The 17,346-nt window shown below is 56.8% G+C and carries 16 protein-coding genes and 1 pseudogene; 6 read left to right on the forward strand and 11 right to left on the reverse strand.

The features are described 5' to 3' along the window. Positions 1-140: 140 nt before the first annotated feature. From ACQKEK_RS13370 to ACQKEK_RS13410, 9 genes are all read right to left on the reverse strand, one after another. Entirely contained in the window at positions 141-701 is a 561-nt protein-coding gene (locus tag ACQKEK_RS13370; protein ID WP_499143102.1) for a S26 family signal peptidase, read from the reverse strand. Further along, positions 701-1,234: a DUF2840 domain-containing protein gene (locus tag ACQKEK_RS13375; protein WP_499143104.1), complete on the reverse strand. Its 534-nt coding sequence runs from the start codon at positions 1,232-1,234 to the stop codon at positions 701-703. The genes ACQKEK_RS13370 and ACQKEK_RS13375 overlap by 1 nt, the downstream gene beginning before the upstream one ends. Next, positions 1,231-1,482 carry a hypothetical protein gene (locus tag ACQKEK_RS13380; RefSeq protein WP_031311218.1) on the reverse strand — a complete coding sequence of 84 codons (252 nt, stop codon included), beginning with the start codon at positions 1,480-1,482 and terminating at the stop codon, positions 1,231-1,233. Before ACQKEK_RS13380 ends, ACQKEK_RS13375 begins: the two co-directional genes overlap by 4 nt. Continuing rightward, the gene (gene parA / locus ACQKEK_RS13385; protein ID WP_499143105.1) at positions 1,479-2,117 is read right to left on the reverse strand and encodes a ParA family partition ATPase; all 639 of its coding nucleotides are present in this window, start codon (positions 2,115-2,117) and stop codon (positions 1,479-1,481) included. Before parA ends, ACQKEK_RS13380 begins: the two co-directional genes overlap by 4 nt. A gap of 241 nt (positions 2,118-2,358) precedes the next feature. Further along, on the reverse strand, positions 2,359-3,192 hold the full coding sequence (locus ACQKEK_RS13390) for a replication initiator protein A (protein WP_499143106.1): 834 nt from the start codon (positions 3,190-3,192) through the stop codon (positions 2,359-2,361). An 11-nt stretch (positions 3,193-3,203) separates the two neighbouring features. Further along, complete coding sequence (locus ACQKEK_RS13395; protein ID WP_131651237.1) at positions 3,204-3,497, reverse strand: helix-turn-helix transcriptional regulator; 294 nt, start codon at positions 3,495-3,497, stop codon at positions 3,204-3,206. A gap of 61 nt (positions 3,498-3,558) precedes the next feature. Further along, positions 3,559-4,371 carry a DNA -binding domain-containing protein gene (locus ACQKEK_RS13400; protein WP_499143107.1) on the reverse strand — a complete coding sequence of 271 codons (813 nt, stop codon included), beginning with the start codon at positions 4,369-4,371 and terminating at the stop codon, positions 3,559-3,561. A gap of 677 nt (positions 4,372-5,048) precedes the next feature. Beyond that, the gene (locus ACQKEK_RS13405; RefSeq protein ID WP_499143108.1) at positions 5,049-5,360 is read right to left on the reverse strand and encodes a DUF736 domain-containing protein; all 312 of its coding nucleotides are present in this window, start codon (positions 5,358-5,360) and stop codon (positions 5,049-5,051) included. Positions 5,361-6,069: 709 nt separating this feature from the next. Further along, positions 6,070-6,990 (reverse strand): LysR family transcriptional regulator, encoded by a 921-nt coding sequence (locus ACQKEK_RS13410; RefSeq protein ID WP_417792304.1) that lies wholly within the window; start codon positions 6,988-6,990, stop codon positions 6,070-6,072. Positions 6,991-7,114: 124 nt separating this feature from the next. Here ACQKEK_RS13410 and ACQKEK_RS13415 point away from each other — a divergent pair, with 124 nt between their 5' ends. The 4 genes and pseudogenes from ACQKEK_RS13415 to ACQKEK_RS13430 all read left to right on the forward strand — a co-directional run bounded on the left by ACQKEK_RS13415 (position 7,115) and on the right by ACQKEK_RS13430 (position 11,614). After that, positions 7,115-8,173 carry a tartrate dehydrogenase gene (locus tag ACQKEK_RS13415; protein WP_499143110.1) on the forward strand — a complete coding sequence of 353 codons (1,059 nt, stop codon included), beginning with the start codon at positions 7,115-7,117 and terminating at the stop codon, positions 8,171-8,173. 219 nt (positions 8,174-8,392) lie between these two features. Continuing rightward, the gene (locus tag ACQKEK_RS13420) at positions 8,393-9,661 is read left to right on the forward strand and encodes an SLC13 family permease (RefSeq protein WP_417792306.1); all 1,269 of its coding nucleotides are present in this window, start codon (positions 8,393-8,395) and stop codon (positions 9,659-9,661) included. A gap of 333 nt (positions 9,662-9,994) precedes the next feature. After that, a pseudogene (locus ACQKEK_RS13425) lies at positions 9,995-10,756 on the forward strand (MCP four helix bundle domain-containing protein); the annotation flags it as partial. A gap of 21 nt (positions 10,757-10,777) precedes the next feature. Further along, positions 10,778-11,614 (forward strand): methyl-accepting chemotaxis protein, encoded by an 837-nt coding sequence (locus ACQKEK_RS13430; RefSeq protein ID WP_499143233.1) that lies wholly within the window; start codon positions 10,778-10,780, stop codon positions 11,612-11,614. A gap of 272 nt (positions 11,615-11,886) precedes the next feature. Here ACQKEK_RS13430 and eno read toward each other — a convergent pair whose 3' ends face one another. After that, entirely contained in the window at positions 11,887-13,182 is a 1,296-nt protein-coding gene (eno, locus tag ACQKEK_RS13435) for a phosphopyruvate hydratase (protein ID WP_499143111.1), read from the reverse strand. Positions 13,183-13,339: 157 nt separating this feature from the next. Next, on the reverse strand, positions 13,340-14,791 hold the full coding sequence (pyk, locus tag ACQKEK_RS13440) for a pyruvate kinase (RefSeq protein WP_499143112.1): 1,452 nt from the start codon (positions 14,789-14,791) through the stop codon (positions 13,340-13,342). Between the two features lie 133 nt (positions 14,792-14,924). Between pyk and ACQKEK_RS13445 the strand changes: the two genes are divergently transcribed. Both ACQKEK_RS13445 and ACQKEK_RS13450 read left to right on the forward strand, forming a co-directional pair. Continuing rightward, a complete protein-coding gene (locus tag ACQKEK_RS13445) occupies positions 14,925-16,040 on the forward strand; it encodes a sugar diacid recognition domain-containing protein (protein WP_499143113.1) in 1,116 nt (371 codons plus the stop codon). Between the two features lie 97 nt (positions 16,041-16,137). Further along, entirely contained in the window at positions 16,138-17,277 is a 1,140-nt protein-coding gene (locus ACQKEK_RS13450; RefSeq protein ID WP_499143115.1) for a glycerate kinase, read from the forward strand. The last annotated feature ends 69 nt before the right edge of the window (positions 17,278-17,346 follow it).

Consider the following 17,346-nt stretch of genomic DNA (forward strand, 5'->3'; position numbering starts at 1 on the left):
AGACGGCAGCACGCAGGTTGGCTGTACCGGTTTCAAACCGTAGCGCGATGCGAACACGTCCGTGCTCGCACGACGATACGAAGGCAGGCGCAAGTCCTGGGCCCGACTTGATGCGACAGGGGATAGCGAGTCGGCGCGCTTCATTGTTCCGCTCCCAGCCCAAGCGAATGCGCAATACCGAGCACGGCGGAGGTATCAATGGGTCCGAAATAGCGACTATCGAACGACGCCGGATTGGTCGGGCTCAGCAGAAACAGCTCACCGGGTCGAAGCCGCCGGCACCCCGACCAAGCCTGCAGATGCCGCCCCATCCTGTCAGCATCCAGCGCTACAGCCACGGCAGCGTTGTCGATGTGCACGGTGCGGTCAGCAATGCACACATGCTGTCCTGCCACCGCAGCCACGCGCTTGAGCAAAGGAAGGTCTAACGGCAGGTATCCGCGCTGCGCTGCAAGCGTTGCGGCGGCGTCCGGGAGGCGAATCAGCACAATGCGGCCAACAGGCCACGCGTTAGCCTGCCGCCCTGCCGAATCGATTCGATACCAGCCAACCGGCACGCTGTCCGAAGCGTTGTAGACGACGCGAACATCGGGGCCCATGAAGGCCGACCACGCCAGTGCCGATAGCCCACAGGCGCTAAGCGCTGCGATCACGAGGCGACCGAGGCCTCGTGACGATTGATACAGGTCGGCAATGCTCATCACTGCAGCCCCCGCCTCGTCAGCCAGGCGGAGTGACGCTCGGCGGTGTAGACGGGCATGGCCAAGCGTGCGGCGAGCCGGTTATTCAGCATGCGCCAATACGCAAATGACACCGTTGTCGGATCGATGCCCTGCGCCTCGATGGCATCAATCAGCGGCAGCACCATGCGCACTGCCGGCTTGCCGATGGCGTGCAGCAGCAACCGAGCCCCAGGCACCACGCCGGCAATACGCTGCACCGCGTCCCGTTGCGTGCATCCCTGCATCACCGTCAGTTGCCAGCTGACCGTGCCGTACTCGTTGGCTTGCCAGCGAACGCGGCAGAAGATGGCGCCGGGCAGGAACACGGCTATACGCCTCATAGGGTCCAGGCGGGTAATACGCACCGGATCACCGAAGCGCAGGTAGACCTGGACGCGCTGCGGCACGTGAATGAGCGACACCCGCGTCAGCGACGTCGCGTCAGTCTCGCCGAAACGCATGGCAACAACGGAGTTCGTCGCCGGCGTGGCAGTAATTGTCTGTACAGTCATCCTGTTTTCTCCGGAAATTCGCGCTCCAATAACCCCCGCAGCAACTCGGCCACCGTCATGCCTTGGGTGAATGCCGATACCTTGATCCGGGCGCGCAGCGCCGGGGTGATATCGAGGGTCAGGCGGGCGCTGTAGAGGTCGCGCCTGTGGACGACGTTGGCGTCCCTCTGACGAACCCAGGCTTCGGCATGCGGGTCCGCGTGAGGACGCACGCCGATGGGCGTGCGTTTGTCGCCAACTCGGGTCATGCCGACCACCTCAGCAGCTCGTCCACCAGGGCAGTGATCTCGCGCGCGGCGGCGCTGTCGGGCGCCGTCTCGCAGGCAAGACGGCCCGACGCCACACTGTCGGCGAAGACAATGCGCTGGCGAACCTCAGCACGTAGCGCCGGTATAGGCTGATCTGCCAGCGCCTGACGCGCTTCACGGCCGATGATGGTTGTGCTGATGCGCCGGTTGATGACAAATGCTGCCGCCAGCTCAGGGCGAAAAAGCTGCGCCTCGCGGATCAGTGCGACCATTTCGTCGCTGGCCCACAGGTCGTACGGGCTGGGTTGTACAGGGATGATGACGCGGCAAGCGGCCAGCAGAGCAGAGCGTGCAAGCGCCGCGATCCGGGGTGGTCCATCAATCACGACGTGATCAGCTCGGCGGGCCAGCTCGGGCGCTTCCTGGTGCAGCGTTTCACGGGCTAGTCCCACTACACTGAACAGCCTGGGTAGTCCCTGTTGCGCGCGCCGTTGCGCCCAGTCCAGCGCTGAACCCTGCGGGTCGGCGTCTAGAAAGACGACATGCTGACCGCGCAATGCGAGCTCGCCTGCGATATGTGTCGCTAAGGTGGTCTTGCCGACGCCTCCTTTCTGATTGAGTAGGGCAACGATCATGGTCTGCCCCTCCTCTCCCTGGAACGGGCCAGCACGTGCTGTCTTACCCTTGTCCACCGAAACGGCAGCCCCTTACAAAAAGTTAGAGCTTTTAAGTTAGAGAAGTTAAGGGACGCTGAAGCCCTCGCCACTCCTGGCCTACAGCGGATTTGACACGCCTGATAGCACGATAAGGACACGCCCGATAGCACGATACCCGACACGCCTGATAGCACGAGCCCGTCCACAGGTTGTACCGCGACTATCCCCGTGCCGTAGACGGCACGGGCCGGAACGTAAGCAGTTCCGTTCTGCTCTCCGGGATCCGCTCGATGCCCAGCACATAGCCCGGCAACGACTGCCGCGCCACCAGGGCACGCAAATCGCAGGCGAAGTCGCAGGGCCTCGCGGTACTGCCTGACTTGCGATGCAGATGTCTGAAATCGAATTGCCAGCCGTCCGGCTGCTTCCCACCATGCTTGCGAACCAGGCGATATAGCCACCGCTCGATGCCTCCGGTGAGCCGGAAGTAGGCGGGGTCGATGGTCAACACCAGCGCTGCATCCAACACACCCGCGAAGAACCAGTCCGGCAGGATCATCTCTATGCCCAACGGCGCACCGCGAGCGTCGGCCAATTCCTTCCACTCGTTGATCCACGAGAAGCGATGCAGCCGCCGCCCGGTCGTCTCGCGAATCGACGTGGCCACCGTGGTCGACTGCAGGCGATCCAGAGCCGCCTTTAAGCGCTGATAGTCGCGCAGCGACACACCGCGCCCGATGAAGCGCAAGATCTCGTAGGGCGTCGCGCGCATCAGCCGTGACGGAGCGATGCGGGCATCGCGAGCCGCCACGACCTGGCTGGCCGCCCAGATCAGGATGTCGGCATCCCAGATTGTCGCAATGCCATATTCCTGAGTGCCCTCCACACGCACCGTGACGCCAGCCGTGCGAAAGTCGATTGGCGTCGTACGCCGCGACTTGGATAGCGAGAAGAACGGATGTGCCATCAAGTCCTGGCTGTCGCGCGGCGCCATGTCGCCTGGCAGCGCGCGGAACAGGTCGAGCTGGGCACGCTCGTGCTCCGAGCTGGCCATACGGCCGCCAATCAACGCGCACGGCTGTCAGCCGAGTGCTGCTCGGCGTATTCGGGATCGGAGGTGGCCTCGAAACTGTGCTGGTCGGCCCAGGCATCGAGGTCGGCAATGGCATACATGACGCGGCGACCGAACTTGCGAAAGCGCGGGCCACCGCCGATCACACGTTGCTTTTCCAGCGTACGTGGCGACAGGCGAAGGTAGGTGGCCGCCTCTTCGTTCGTGAGGTAGCGCTGCGGCTGGACAGCAGCAAGTTGCATTGATGTGCCGGGCGCAGCAGCAGGCTGCACAGGAGCAGGTCGCATAAGGTAAACCTCCAGCATTCAGGACAGTCGGCCGCACCAGTGCAGCCGGATGGAGCCAGTCTCAGAAAGCTGGGCTCCCCTGCTCAGGGTCGTTTTGGTGATGGCTCGGAACGGCCCTCCCCTGCAGGTCGAGTCGTGCAAGGCGCCGATAGTCATCGAGCATTAACCTTCGGCCTCGCCGGACCAGGCGGCGAACCTTCGAGCGCAGACTCGCGTCGGCATGCCAACCCTGTGTTACCGCCGCGGAACCGAAGAGGCACAAGGCGACCTCCCGTAGAGAGGCACCCGCCAGGCTGGCATCCAGCGCTTGCAAAGTGTGCAGTTCAAGCAAGGCGGTGGCGCTCGGCCTAGAAAAGGTCTGTGCCAGTGGCGTGGTCTGGGACCCAGCGGCCAGTTCGTTCAGCGCTTCAGTCATGACGCTCGCACGAGAGCGGCGGCCTGGGCGCATGGCGACAACGAACGCGTCGCCATCTTTCAGGCCTGGCGCCATTGCCAGCCTGATCCGGCAACCAGCGAAACCGGTCGTTACCCGCAGACAGCAACCGTCATGGACCAAGACCTTGCAGCCCGGAATGCTCCAGAAATCAAATGCTGCCGCGTCGGGTGTGGAATAAACGTCGGGGTGGAGCTGGACCAGCCCTGGATGGTCGACAAGCCAGAGCGGATGCGCGTCGCGGGCGTCCAACCCCGGATCTTCCAGCACGCGCAAACCCCAGCGGTGCGCGGCCGCAGCCCGGAGCACGCAGTCTTGCCAGTCACGCCGGTACTCCGGGTTTCTGCGCAGGTACTCCCAGGCAAGAGCATGCTCATCGAGGTGCAGAAGGTAGAGATAGGCCGCAGTGGGACACTTCTGCTCGGCGTTGCGATGAGCCATCGGCCAACCTCCCTGCTTCGAGATAGCCGCCCCTGGCTCGCAACGGAAAAACGACAGCCGCTATGCGAAGCCGATAACGCCGGAGCGCCAGCCGAGCCATCTGTTCGCGACGCGACTCAAGGACGTGCAGTGCTGAGCCATCCTGCATCGCTTGGGGGTCAAAAGATGATCCGATAGGTCTGGCTTATGTCCGTAGAAGACAGAAACACCGATTCAGACACTGGCGGTCTGACCGCTTACGGTTAGTCACAATTACGCTTTTGCAGGGATGGGCTTGTGCACGAAACCGCCGAGCTGCCGATACGGATTTGTGCATCGCTCCAAGTGCACGAACCCTCATACGGGCGAAACCGTAAAAGAACCAAACCGGAAACCCGGCTTTGCGTGGCTCTGTAAAAATGTAAAAGCGCTTTGACGTTTCTGTCCGAAACGGCCACCAATACTTTCTGAAAAAGCACGAAAACGTCATTGCAATAGAAAGATTTCCCCCCATTCAGGCGCGACCGATCGAACGAGGCCTGAGAAGAGCCAGCTAAAAAGCGGCCAGAATCGAGTACGCCGACGTGGCCGAGCTCTGGAACGTATTGCCGCGCTGGATAGCATTGTTCACGACGCCGGCACGTTCGGCTGTAGTTCCGTAAGAGTGCCCCGCCACAACGGGCGGGGCGATGAGGTGGTCAGGCCACCGACTTGCTGCGCGACCAGATTAGGTTGTGCGTACCGTTCTCCTCTTCTATCAGTCGGGCGTAGATCGTTGCCGGAAACGAAGGATCATTCAGGGTCACGGACAGGTATGCCCGATCGGCCTGGCTGACTTTCTCCCATGCCGCGCCGATGTCGTAGCCACCGGCCGTCTGGATGCGATAGTCGGGGGCGTTTTCGCTGCTCCTGTCGTTGGGAACGAACTTGACCTTGACGTTGAGCGTCAGGGTGCGAACAGTGCCGGTGAAGCCGTCGTTCTGTGCGGTGAAAGTGCCGATGTTGGCCATGGTGATTTCTCCTTTCGGGGTACCAAGGTCGCGCCCATCGCGTCCTTGTTGTGAACCGGCAGACGGAGGTCGGGCTGGCCGCACCGCACAGCGGTCGCAACAACGTGGAGGACCGAGAGGCGCACAGAATTTGTGGGTGAGGAATCCGCACAGCGGAGGGGAAATTGTTTGCGCCGAACGGTTGCTGCCATGAAGCCCGAGGCACAGCCGTACCACCGTCAGGATTCACGACAAGCCAAGGACGCAGCGGGGCGAACTTTCCCGAAAAGGAGATGGGCCGATTCGGCTTCCCGCGCGACGGCTTCACCGGCATGCTCCTTGATGCAGGCAGATGCCCCCGACGACGGCGAACGTCCCTGCCATAGCCTGCAGCAACGGACCTGAGGTACGGGCTGGACGTGCTTTAGCGAAGCCGAGCGGCTTGTTCGTGGCCCATCCTTCGCGCTCCAAAACTATTAGCCGTCGGCGTCGGAGACGGTGCTCACTCGTACCGTGTCGCAGCAAGCCCGGGCGTGGCTCAAAGCGTTTGACCAAAGATAGTGATCGACTGATCTTTTGACTATCACTCATGAACCGCAGGAATCGGCCAAGAGCTGCCGTTCGAAGGGAGCAGTTTTCAATCCAAAGCTAACTCTGGAACAAGCCTCATTTCAATGTATCGGTCAGTTGTTTTCCGAGCCCCAGCGTGGGCAGGATCAGCCCGCTCTTTTTACTCTCCGGCCTCAGTCGGTTCTAGGTGGTCGATATTTCGAAAGCGCTCGACTAAAAAATCGATGAAATGCCGTACCTTTGCAGAAAGATGATGCTGTTCTGAGTAGATGGCGTACACGTCGGCGGGAGCAGGCTGTGCATCCTCCAGAACGAGGCGTAGTCGCCCGCTGCGCACGTAGCGAGCTATGTCCCACTCCGCTCGCAATAAAATACCGCGACCCTCCAAGGCCCAGTTCAACGCTACTTCTCCATCATTGCAACTTAGGTTGCTGCGAACCTTGATGCTACGAGTGCGCGGACCTTCGACAAAATCCCACACGCCGTGAATGCTGTCGTTCTGGCGTAGGAAAATGCAGTTATGCTGGGACAGGTCCTGTAATTTCTGGGGCGTTCCATGACGCTCCAAATAAATTTGCGAGGCGCAGAGCAGTCGTCGATTGCTAGCAATGCGTCTCGCATGGAATCTTGCATCAGGAAGCACCCCGAAGCGAATCACCAAATCCAGACCATTCGATGCGAGATCCATAGGGTGGTCGGAGAGAATGAGCTGAGCTTCGATTTCTGGGTATTGGTCAATGAATGCGGATAGGGCCGGGGCGATATAGCGTCGTCCAAAACCCAACGAAGCGTTCACACGTAGCAGCCCCTTCGGTTCCCGCCGACTGCTTGTAACAAGCTCTTCGAGCTCTTCGATGTCACCAAGTATCCGGCTGGCATGGCGAAAGTACACCTCCCCCTCGGGCGTCAGACCCAGTGAGCGCGTAGTACGGTTGATCAACCGTACGCCCAGTCTCTGTTCCAGTGCTGCAAGCCGTTTGCTAACAGCAGGAGGAGTAAGCCCTAGCTCACGAGCCGTTGAGGCGAGGTTGCCTTGGAGGGCCAGCAAGTGGAAAAACGCCAAATCCTGAGGACGACTCATTGATAACCTCAATTCACTAAAGTTGTTATATAAAAGCGATCAATCGCTGTGTTTTCACTGAATATACTCGAGCCAGTCGCAGCATCGCGGCCATCCTCATCAAAAACAAAAAGTGGAGCGCAGCATGAATACATACAAAATCGCAGCAATTCCGGGTGACGGCATCGGTACCGAAGTGATCGCAGCTGGGCTTGAGGTTCTCGAAGGCCTGTCGAAGCGCCTCGGCAGCTTTAATTTCGACGTGGCCCATTATCCATGGGATTCCGAGTATTACCTCAAGCATGGCCATTACATCCCGGAGGGCGGCTTGGCTGAGATCAAGCAAGCGGATGCGATTTTCTTCGGGGCTGTAGGGAGCCAAAAGGTCGCCGACCACGTTTCTCTTTGGGGGCTGCGCCTACCGATCTGTCAGGGTTTCGATCAGTACGCCAATGTCCGTCCGGCTCGTGTGCTCCCGGGTGTTAAAAGCCCCCTAAGCAATGGCCAGGCTATCGATTGGGTGATCGTCCGCGAGAACTCTGAGGGGGAATACTCTGGCAGCGGTGGACGTGTACACCAAGGTCTGCCCATTGAAGTCGCTACTGAGGTTTCTACCTTCACACGCGTCGGTGTAGAGCGCATTCATCGTTTCGCCTTCGAGCTGGCTCGCACCCGCCCCGCCAAGCATCTGACTCTGGTGACAAAGTCGAATGCACAGCGTCACGGCATGGTGCTTTGGGACGAAGTGTTCGCCGAAGTCGCCAAGGACTACCCGGACGTGCAGACCAATCGTGAATTGGTTGATGCGGTTACGACAACTATGGTTCTGAAACCCGAGCGATTGGACGTGGTCGTGGCTACCAACCTGCACGCGGACATCCTTTCAGACCTAGCAGCGGCATTGTCCGGCAGTCTGGGCATCGCACCAACAGCGAACTTAAATCCCGACCGGACTTTCCCATCCATGTTCGAGCCTATTCACGGTTCGGCCTTCGACATTACCGGTAAGGGCGTCGCCAATCCCATCGCGACCTTCTGGACAGCTGCAATGATGCTCGAGCACTTAGGTGAGAAAGAAGCTGCTGATCACCTAATGCGTGCCATCGAAGAGGTCACTGCCAGCGGTCTTCACACGCCTGATCTAGGTGGCACTGCCACAACGCGACAGGTTACGGACGCGGTACTCGAGGTCCTCTCCCGCTGACCGACATCAAGAAGTGCTGGTTTTACCAGCACTTCTCAGTTGGTTACGGGTTGGTCCGTTCTCGCTAAAGCACAGCACTGCGGTTGTACCGCAGTCTTCGCATTGTCACTTCGAACACGGATCGCTACACCCTATCGCTCCGCCTAGAGATTCGATGCTTCAGGCGTCCACAACAAAAATAAACACATGGAGCCTCCTCTTTGCTGGGGAGGAATACAAATGAGCCACATCGAAATAACACTGTTTCTTCTGCTATTTGCGGCCGTCATGTTTGTCTGGGAGCGGATACCTCTCGCCCTAACGGCAGTGATTGTATGTTTAACGCTCGCTGTGACAGGAGTCTTAGACGCCAAATCCGCGTTCAATGGTTTCATCAATACCAATGTCATACTTTTTGTGGGTATGTTCATTGTAGGTGGAGCACTGTTTCAAACAGGGATGGCAAATCGAGTCGGCGGACTCGTAACACGGTTCGCCAAGACCGAAAGGCAATTGATAGTGGCAATTATGGTCATTGTCGGGTTGCTGTCTGGCGTGCTTTCAAATACTGGCACTGCAGCTGTTTTGATTCCTGTTGTCATCGGCATTGCAGCAAAGTCCGGTTTTTCACGTTCTCGATTGTTAATGCCCTTGGTATTTGCGGCTGCGATGGGCGGAAATCTTTCGCTGATTGGCGCGCCTGGTAATTTAATTGCTCAAAGTGCGCTGCAAAAAGTCGGGCTTGAGTTCAGCTTCTTCGAGTATGCCAAAATAGGGCTGCCGATATTGATCGGCGGGATTATCTATTTCGCGCTCTTTGGGTACAAATTACTTCCAGCCGGCTCATCTCGTACAACCGATATCGCCGATGAAACACCTGATTTCAGTGCCGTACCGAAATGGAAGCAGGTAACCTCCCTTTTGGTGATGATCGGTACGATCCTTGGAATGGTTTTCGAGGACTTAATTGGAATACCGCTGCACATTACCGCGTGCATTGGCGCCGCGTTTCTGGTGCTTGTTGGCGTGCTAACGGAAAAACAGGCATACCGGTCCATTGATACACAAACCATATTCATCTTCGGCGGAACCCTTGCCTTGGCAACCGCGCTTGAAAAGACGGGAGCCGGTGCGACTGTTGCCTCATCGATAATGGATTTACTTGGCGCCGACGCTTCTCCCGCGCTATTGCTGGTGGTGATCTTTTTCATCTCCTGCGCCCTTACCAACTTTATGTCTAATACGGCCACCACCGCACTTCTCGTACCCATCGGCATGTCAATTGCCGCTAACCTAGGCGCAGATCCTCGAGCTGTGCTTATGGCCATTGTCATCGGTGGTTCATGTGCGTACGCGACGCCAATCGGTATGCCGGCAAATCTCATGGTGCTATCGGCTGGAGGCTATAAGTTCGTCGACTATGTTAAATGCGGACTTCCATTAATATTAGTGGCTGGTTTGATTGCTATTCCGCTCCTGCTGTTCTTCTTCCCCTTCTTCCCTTCTTGAATCACAGCCAGCAAACTGGCGAGCAGCTTCTTAACTGATCTCTCTTCTTCTGTGTAAGCAGAAGAAGAGAGATCAGTAAATCAATACCCGTCGCAAAATATTAGCTTGGAAGTTACCCGGCCTGGCGTCCTCTTTCTGTCATCTATACGAGGGCCAGAGTAGCACATACTGTAGATCCGAATAATCTGTGACTCTTCGTTCTATAAGCTGTTTTGTAGCCTCTGCACAATAGATGATTCAGCGCAAGAGAATTCCATTTTGTGGCGGTGGCAGTTAGCTAAGATAACCAGCCTTAATAAGTTAACTTCGTATTCTAAGGTATGCACCATGTTCATGCGCAAACTAAAGATCGCGCCGCGCTCTGCGATCTGTTTTTCTAGCATCGCACTCCTGGTAGTTTTGCTTGGTCTATTTGCTATGGATAAGATGGCCAGTATTCGCAGCGCCGCCGTCGATGTCAGTCAACGAGAAATGCCGAGCTATGCAGCACTTGCTGCCATTAACGAGCGACTGTTGCGGATGAGAATTACCGCTTATCGTCTCCTAGTTCACCGAGAGGAAGCTTCGCTGACAGCCGCCCATATTCGCATCACCGAGTTGGAGCGCCTGATTAAAAAGGCTCAGACAGAATATGTTTCTCTAGTTTCAAGTGAGAAAGAGCGAAAACAATACGAGCACTTTTCTCGGTTCGTTGGCGGTTTCATCGAGAAGAACACCGAGCTTGTAGAGCTTTCAAAGCGCGGACTTCTTGAAGATATGAATATGTTGCTGGGTGGTGAATACAAGAAATATTCAGACGAACTGAGCCCTGCATTGGAAAAGCTATTCAAATTGAACCGTGACAACGCGACAGAACTGGCTCGTCAAGCCGAATCTAACTATTACAGTGCGATAATCGGGGTGTCCGGATTCGTCACCCTTGCTGCGGTTCTAACGGGATTTTTAGCGGTCATGCTGACCCGTAGTATCGTAAACCCGCTAAGAGCTGCTTCTGATTTTGCCTCTATCGTAGCTAAGGGCGACTTAACGCAAAAGATTGATTCGAGGGGGAACGACGAGCTCGCGGCTTTACTAACTTCCCTTAATCGTATGAAAGATAATCTGCGCTCTACTGTAATGCAGATCGCTGACTCATCAACCCAGCTGGCATCAGCCTCTGAGGAGTTGAATCAAGTCACGGAAGAAGCGAACCGTGGTGTACAGAAGCAAACCCAAGAAATTGAGCAAGCCGCTACGGCTGTGAATGAAATGACTGCAGCCGTTGACGAAGTTGCTCGCAACGCTGCTGGCACCTCTGAGGCATCAAACCTATCCGACAAGCTTGCGCGAGAAGGTAGTCAGCAAGTAGGCAATACCGTTAAGTCGATTAACGTGCTAGCTGATGAGGTCACCCGCTCATTGAAGGCTGTTGAACAGCTGTCTGATAAAGTGTCGGATATCAGCAAGGTTTTGAATGTCATTCATACCATCGCCGCACAAACCAATCTGCTCGCGTTGAATGCCGCAATTGAGGCGGCCCGAGCCGGCGAAGCGGGCAGAGGCTTTGCAGTTGTTGCTGACGAGGTCCGAGCATTGGCGCAGCGAACGCAACAATCGACCGGCGAAATCGACCTTATGGTTTCATCCATTATGCAGAGCACGGACGAAGCGATGGTTGCAATGCGCGGCAGCAACGATCAAGCCAAATGCACGGTTGACGCCGCCGGAGCAGCAGGGACGGCACTGAAGGCTATTACTGAGGCGATTTTGGATATTTCGGGTCGCAACTTGGTCATTGCCAGTGCTGCAGAGGAGCAAGCTCAAGTATCCCGAGAGGTTGACCAAAATCTGGTAGCTATTCGCGACTTAGCGATCCAGACGTCCGCCGGGGCAAGCCAAACCAACGCAGCCAGCCACGAACTATCAAAATTGGCGTCCAATCTTAACCATCTTGTCGGTAACTTTAAGATCTAAGCGACATTGGTCTCGCCATTATACACTTGTTCGCTAATGCAGGGTTTGAGCTTCGGTAATGCCGAGGTAAAGGCAAATAGTCGTTGCGGCATTCATCAACTTTATGGAATTAAGCTTTTTGGTAACTGGATATCGTTGTGCTCAGACCGGAAATAGGGGTGCGGTGCGGCAAATTCCTCGGGGCGCTTGGAAGTCTTAGTAGGAGGAATTTCTCCAAATTCCAAACGCGCCGAATGGACAGTGCTATTTAGGGTCTTAAACTTTCCCTGCGCCTAAATGGTGCGCACCGCATTAGCTTTTTGGTAATGCGCAGAAGCCCCAAGCTCCTCCTCAATGCGAAGCAAGCGGTTGTATTTGCCGACTCGATCTGACCGGCTTAAAGATCCAGTTTTTATCTGACCTGCTCGTGTGGCGACGGCGAGATCTGCGATGAAAGTGTCCTCGGTCTCACCGGATCTATGGGATATCACCACACCGTAGTTGGCAGCCTGGGCGAGACGGATCGCATCCATTGTTTCGGTTAACGTGCCAATCTGGTTAAGCTTGATTAGCACGGCATTGGCGATGTTACTCTCGATTCCTTCAAGGAGAATTCGGGGGTTGGTGACGAACAGGTCATCACCAACCAGTTGCACTCTTTTCCCCAGCTTCTGCGTGAGATTGCTCCAACCAGTCCAGTCGCCTTCGTCCATGCCATCCTCGATCGAGACAATGGGATGGCGATTACAGAGGGCTGACAGATACTCGCTGAAGGCTTGCGCATCGAACGACTGACCTTCGCCTTTAAGCACATAGCGCCCGTTGCGGTAGAACTCTGAGGAGGCGCAATCCAGGGCCAGAGCAATATCAATGCCTGGCTCGTAGCCGGCGCGTACTACGGCCTCCTCGATCAAAGTCAAAGCCTCTTCATTGGAGGCCAAGGATGGGGCGAAGCCGCCTTCGTCACCTACGGCGGTGCTGAGACCGCGTTCGCCAAGCACGCGCTTCAGGGTATGGAATACCTCCGCGCCCATGCGCAAGGCTTCACTAAAGCTGCTCGCCGATACCGGCTGAATCATGAACTCCTGGATGTCGACATTGTTATCTGCGTGTTCGCCACCGTTGAGAATATTCATCATTGGCAATGGAAGACTGAATTGTTCCTCGCTGCCGTGGAGTGTCGCCAGATAGCGATAGAGCGGCAGACCTTTTGCGCCGGCGGCAGCCTTGGCATTCGCTAGGGAGACAGCGAGCAGAGCATTGGCACCGAGCCGACTTTTATCGGGCGTGCCATCCAGATCGATAAGCGCCGTGTCTACCTTGAGTTGGTCGCAGGCGTCGAACCCTTGCACATGATCCCTGATTTCACCGTTGACATGGGCGACTGCGCGAAGCACACCCTTGCCGCAGTAACGAGAGCCACCATCGCGGAGCTCAAGCGCCTCGCGCGAGCCGGTCGAGGCCCCTGACGGCACGCTGGCGGTGCCCTCGCTGCCGTCATCGAGTCCCACGACGGCCTCTACGGTAGGGTTTCCTCGGGAGTCTAAAATCTCACGGGCAAATACATGGCTTATGGTGGACTTGCTCATTGAGTTTTACCTTCATCTGGTTGTTTGGTGTTATGCGGCGGGGCTAGAAGTTCTTGCTGCTCGGCGCGACATGCGCGGAAATCGAAGTCACGCGGCCACTCATTTGTTGTAACGTCAACCTGTGCGCCTGGCGGATGGTATGTCATAGATGGTCCGTTTAAATGATTGGTTGGCCAACTTGCAGTAGCTTCATCGCATTGGTGCCGCCAGAAGCCGTGTAGCTGTCGCCTTTAGTGAGTACCAGCCAATCCCCAGCGGCCACCAGTCCGCGTTCCACTAATGCGTCCACCGCGGCGCGGCTGACGTCGCTAGGAGTGTGTGCAGCCGGGTCGAAGGGCACCGGATAGACGCCTCGCAATAAGCAGGCGCGTCCTTGGGTAGCGGTGTGAGGCGAGAGTGCAAAAATGGGGACTGCAGAACGGATGCGCGACATGATCAGGGGGGTATAGCCACTCTCGGTGAGGGCCAGGATCGCTTTTACTCCCTTGAAATGATTAGCGGTGTACATGGCTGCCAAGGCGATGCTCTGGTCGCAACGTATAAAGTGGTTACCTAGGCGATGGCCGGACGTCTCGCTAGTGGGATGTTTTTCCGCGCCAACGCAGACACGAGCCATAGCCCTCACTGCTTCCACCGGGTAATCACCAGCGGCGCTTTCTGCAGACAACATCACTGCGTCGGCGCAATCAAGAACCGCATTGGCGACATCCGATACCTCTGCACGGGTGGGCATCGGGCTGGCGATCATCGATTCCATCATCTGAGTGGCGACTATCACCGCCCGGTCGTGCCTGCGGGCATGGAGAATGATCTTCTTTTGAATACCCACTAGCTCGGCATCACCAATTTCAACACCAAGGTCGCCCCGGGCAACCATTACGCCGTCGCTGGCCTGGATCAGCTGATTTAGTGTTTCGTCACAAGCGACTGCTTCGGCGCGCTCGATTTTAGCGATTAGCCAAGCGTCGCTCCCAGCCTCGTCCCGTAAGCGCCGAGCAAGCTCCATGTCAGCGGCATCGCGGGGAAAAGATACCGCGAGATAGTCCACCCTCATTGCGGCAGCTAGGCGTATATCCGCTTTGTCCTTTTCAGTCAGCGCCGGCGCGGTTAGGCCGCCGCCGCGGCGGTTAATGCCCTTGTGATCCGACAGCGGCCCACCGATCAATACGCGGCAATGCAGAGCGTCTTCGGAGCTAGCTTCGACGAGCATGACCACGCGACCGTCGTCGAGTAACAGCTCATCACCCACTTGGCAGTCACTTATCAGAGCCGGATAGTCAATGCCGACTACAGACTGGTTGCCGTCTGTCAAGCTGTGCGTCACCGACAAACTGAAAGAGTCTCCTGCCTCTAGCTTGATGCGTTTTTCCTTGAACCGTGCAATGCGAATCTTCGGGCCCTGCAAATCCCCCAGCAGCGCAACGTGGCGACCATGGCGTGCAGCAGTCTCGCGGATCAGTTTGCCTCGCGCGATATGCTCTTCTGGCGTTCCGTGGGAGAAATTCAGCCGGGCAACGTCCATCCCAGCGAGTATCATTTGCTCTATGACTTGTGGGCTCTGGCTGGCAGGGCCGATCGTGGCAACGATTTTTGTTCGGCGTTTGCGCATAGGGACATCCTTTGAAGTCCTAGTGGGAATGGTTGGGAGTCTATGACGCAGCGCCGGGGAATCATTTGTGCGAAACCACAACCGTCCTGCAAACTTGTTGTACGTTTGAACAGACAGATTGCGGGGGGCAAATGTGTTTGAGCTTAATCATCAGCTTGCGCAAGACATAGTCGACCGCGCTATGGCAATTCTTTCCAGCAATGTGAATGTAATGGATAGCCAGGGACTGATTCTTGGCAGCGGCGAAAAACACCGCATCGACACACGTCACGAGGGCGCCCAGTTGGTACTGGCTAACCGGCGTGTTGTTGAAATTGACGAGCAGGCCGCGCAGAACCTTAAGGGCGTCCAGCCAGGCATCAATCTACCTTTGATGCACGACGGCGAATTAATCGGCGTGCTTGGTATTTCCGGGAACCCCGCAAACTTACGCACCTACGCGGAACTGGTGCGCATGACCGCCGAAATGCTGGTAGACCAAAGCCACATTCAGGCTGAGCGGCAGTGGCGAAAGCAGCGCTGTGATGACCTATTGACAGTGCTTTTGGGCGAGGCCAGCTGCTCTCAGCGGCTCGTTGACGAGGCACATAAGCTAGGGCTCAAGCCCAATCTTGGGCGCACGCCATACCTGATCGAGATTGGGGAAAGCGCCGCAGCGCCGGCTTTGGTGGAATGGCTGTTGTCACATTACGCTGACAGCTGGTGTATTACGCCTTTCTCTCAGTCCGTTCTTTGGTGTTGCCCTTCGCATGCTGAGATGGACCCGTTACGCCTGATCGAACGTCTCAAAAAGCATCGCATAACCGTCGTGCGGACTGCTTGCGGGGTGCCCGCTGAGGATGTGCACGCGTTGCGCCGAGGCTCCCAACGCGTGATCGAACTGGTGGCATACGGGAAGGCAATAAAACCCGATTGCCAGTATTTATCTTTGGCCCGTTGCGGATTGCACGCACTACTCTGGACGCTCCGCGAGCATGATTCGATTGTTGAGCTGTTGGCGCCCTTACTGAGAGTCCGAACCCGTGATAGTAACGGCCAGCTAATGCGTACTTTGCGTAGCTGGTGCGACCACGACGGCCAACTTCAAACCTGCGCTGACGCATTAGGCATCCACCGAAATAGTTTGCGATACCGTATGGAGAGGATTGCCGAGCTGAGCGGTAAGGACATCACGTGCTTAAACGACCTCGTGGAGCTCTATCTTGGGATGCAGTTGCTAGAAGACGAAGCGGCCAGTGCGTCTTTGTGACATTGCACAATCACGGCGTTAGCCCCTTGTTCAAATATCTAAAGCGGCGTCGATTACGACATGACAGCATGAAGGCTCGCAGGATTTGGAGTCATCCATGAAAATCGTCATTGCACCTGATTCATTCAAGGACAGCCTAAGTGCGTCTGATGTCGCGAGTGCCATTGAGCTGGGCCTAAGAGAAGTTTTTCCCGACGCCGAATTGGTCAAATGTCCCATGGCCGACGGAGGTGAAGGCACGGTGGAAGCCATCCTTGCTGCTGTAGCAGGTGAACGGCGCAAGTCCCTTGTCACCGGTCCGTTGGGAACCATCGTTGAGGCGCGCTGGGGCTGGCTCCCAGAGTTAGGCACCGCCATCATCGAGATGGCCGAAGCGAGTGGACTCCAGCTTGTGCCGGTCGATCAGCGCAATGCTTGCATCAGCACCACCAAGGGCACCGGCGAACTCATTCTTGAGGCGGTCAAGCTTGGAGCGCGTACCATCGTACTCACCGTTGGTGGCAGCGCGACCAACGATGCCGGGGCGGGGATGTTGGAAGCCCTGGGCGCGAGAATGCTTGATGCTAATGGATTGCCCTTAACCCCTGGGGGATTAGCGTTGGCGGCATTATCGACAATTGAACTGGATGGCCTGGATCCTCGTCTCGCTGATGTTCGTTTCGAGTTGGCCGCAGACGTTGATAATCCGCTCTGCGGCGCAAACGGCGCGTCTTACACTTTTGGCAGGCAGAAAGGCGCCACTATCGAGCAGGTCGATCTTCTGGATCGCGCGCTGGCACATTTCGCTGATTGCTGTCGTTACAGACTCGGCCAGGATCATAGCAATCATCCAGGCAGTGGCGCAGCCGGCGGTCTCGGCTTTGCCGCTCGCGCATTTCTTAAAGCCGAGTTTCGGCCTGGAATCGAAATGGTAGCGGAGCTAACCCAACTCGCACGTCACGTTGAAGGCTCAAATTTAGTAATCACGGGGGAAGGGCGCTTTGATGCGCAGACTCTGAGGGGCAAAACACCCCTAGGGGTGGCCCGAGTGGCTCGCACGCATAAGGTCCCCGTCATAGTGCTCACTGGGACACTCGGAGAGGGATATGCCGAAATTTATTCGCACGGTATCGAGGCCGCTTTTTCTCTCACGTCTGGCCCTATGTCTCTGGCAGACGCTTGCCGCCAAGCGCCGGAGCTATTGCGCGAGCGGGCACGTGACGTCGCCCGTGTAATTAAGTTGGCATTACGGCTCTAACATTGAGCTTGGCCGAGTACATTTGATCGGAAGCTTTCGGCCAAAAGCGGCCCGTCTCTGCAGCTATGA

The sequence above is a fragment of the Pseudomonas sp. NPDC077408 genome, from assembly GCF_050269105.1.
GTDB lineage: Bacteria > Pseudomonadota > Gammaproteobacteria > Pseudomonadales > Pseudomonadaceae > Stutzerimonas.

Excerpts from the sequence above, each read along its gene's own strand:
- ACQKEK_RS13370 (WP_499143102.1), bottom strand. The coding sequence starts at position 701 with ATGAGCATTGCCGACCTGTATCAATCGTCACGAGGCCTCGGTCGCCTC.
- ACQKEK_RS13375 (WP_499143104.1), bottom strand. The coding sequence starts at position 1,234 with ATGACTGTACAGACAATTACTGCCACGCCGGCGACGAACTCCGTTGTT.
- ACQKEK_RS13380 (WP_031311218.1), bottom strand. The coding sequence starts at position 1,482 with ATGACCCGAGTTGGCGACAAACGCACGCCCATCGGCGTGCGTCCTCAC.
- parA (WP_499143105.1), bottom strand. The coding sequence starts at position 2,117 with ATGATCGTTGCCCTACTCAATCAGAAAGGAGGCGTCGGCAAGACCACC.
- ACQKEK_RS13390 (WP_499143106.1), bottom strand. The coding sequence starts at position 3,192 with ATGGCCAGCTCGGAGCACGAGCGTGCCCAGCTCGACCTGTTCCGCGCG.
- ACQKEK_RS13395 (WP_131651237.1), bottom strand. The coding sequence starts at position 3,497 with ATGCGACCTGCTCCTGTGCAGCCTGCTGCTGCGCCCGGCACATCAATG.
- ACQKEK_RS13400 (WP_499143107.1), bottom strand. The coding sequence starts at position 4,371 with ATGGCTCATCGCAACGCCGAGCAGAAGTGTCCCACTGCGGCCTATCTC.
- ACQKEK_RS13405 (WP_499143108.1), bottom strand. The coding sequence starts at position 5,360 with ATGGCCAACATCGGCACTTTCACCGCACAGAACGACGGCTTCACCGGC.
- ACQKEK_RS13410 (WP_417792304.1), bottom strand. The coding sequence starts at position 6,990 with ATGAGTCGTCCTCAGGATTTGGCGTTTTTCCACTTGCTGGCCCTCCAA.
- ACQKEK_RS13415 (WP_499143110.1), top strand. The coding sequence starts at position 7,115 with ATGAATACATACAAAATCGCAGCAATTCCGGGTGACGGCATCGGTACC.
- ACQKEK_RS13420 (WP_417792306.1), top strand. The coding sequence starts at position 8,393 with ATGAGCCACATCGAAATAACACTGTTTCTTCTGCTATTTGCGGCCGTC.
- ACQKEK_RS13430 (WP_499143233.1), top strand. The coding sequence starts at position 10,778 with ATGCAGATCGCTGACTCATCAACCCAGCTGGCATCAGCCTCTGAGGAG.
- eno (WP_499143111.1), bottom strand. The coding sequence starts at position 13,182 with ATGAGCAAGTCCACCATAAGCCATGTATTTGCCCGTGAGATTTTAGAC.
- pyk (WP_499143112.1), bottom strand. The coding sequence starts at position 14,791 with ATGCGCAAACGCCGAACAAAAATCGTTGCCACGATCGGCCCTGCCAGC.
- ACQKEK_RS13450 (WP_499143115.1), top strand. The coding sequence starts at position 16,138 with ATGAAAATCGTCATTGCACCTGATTCATTCAAGGACAGCCTAAGTGCG.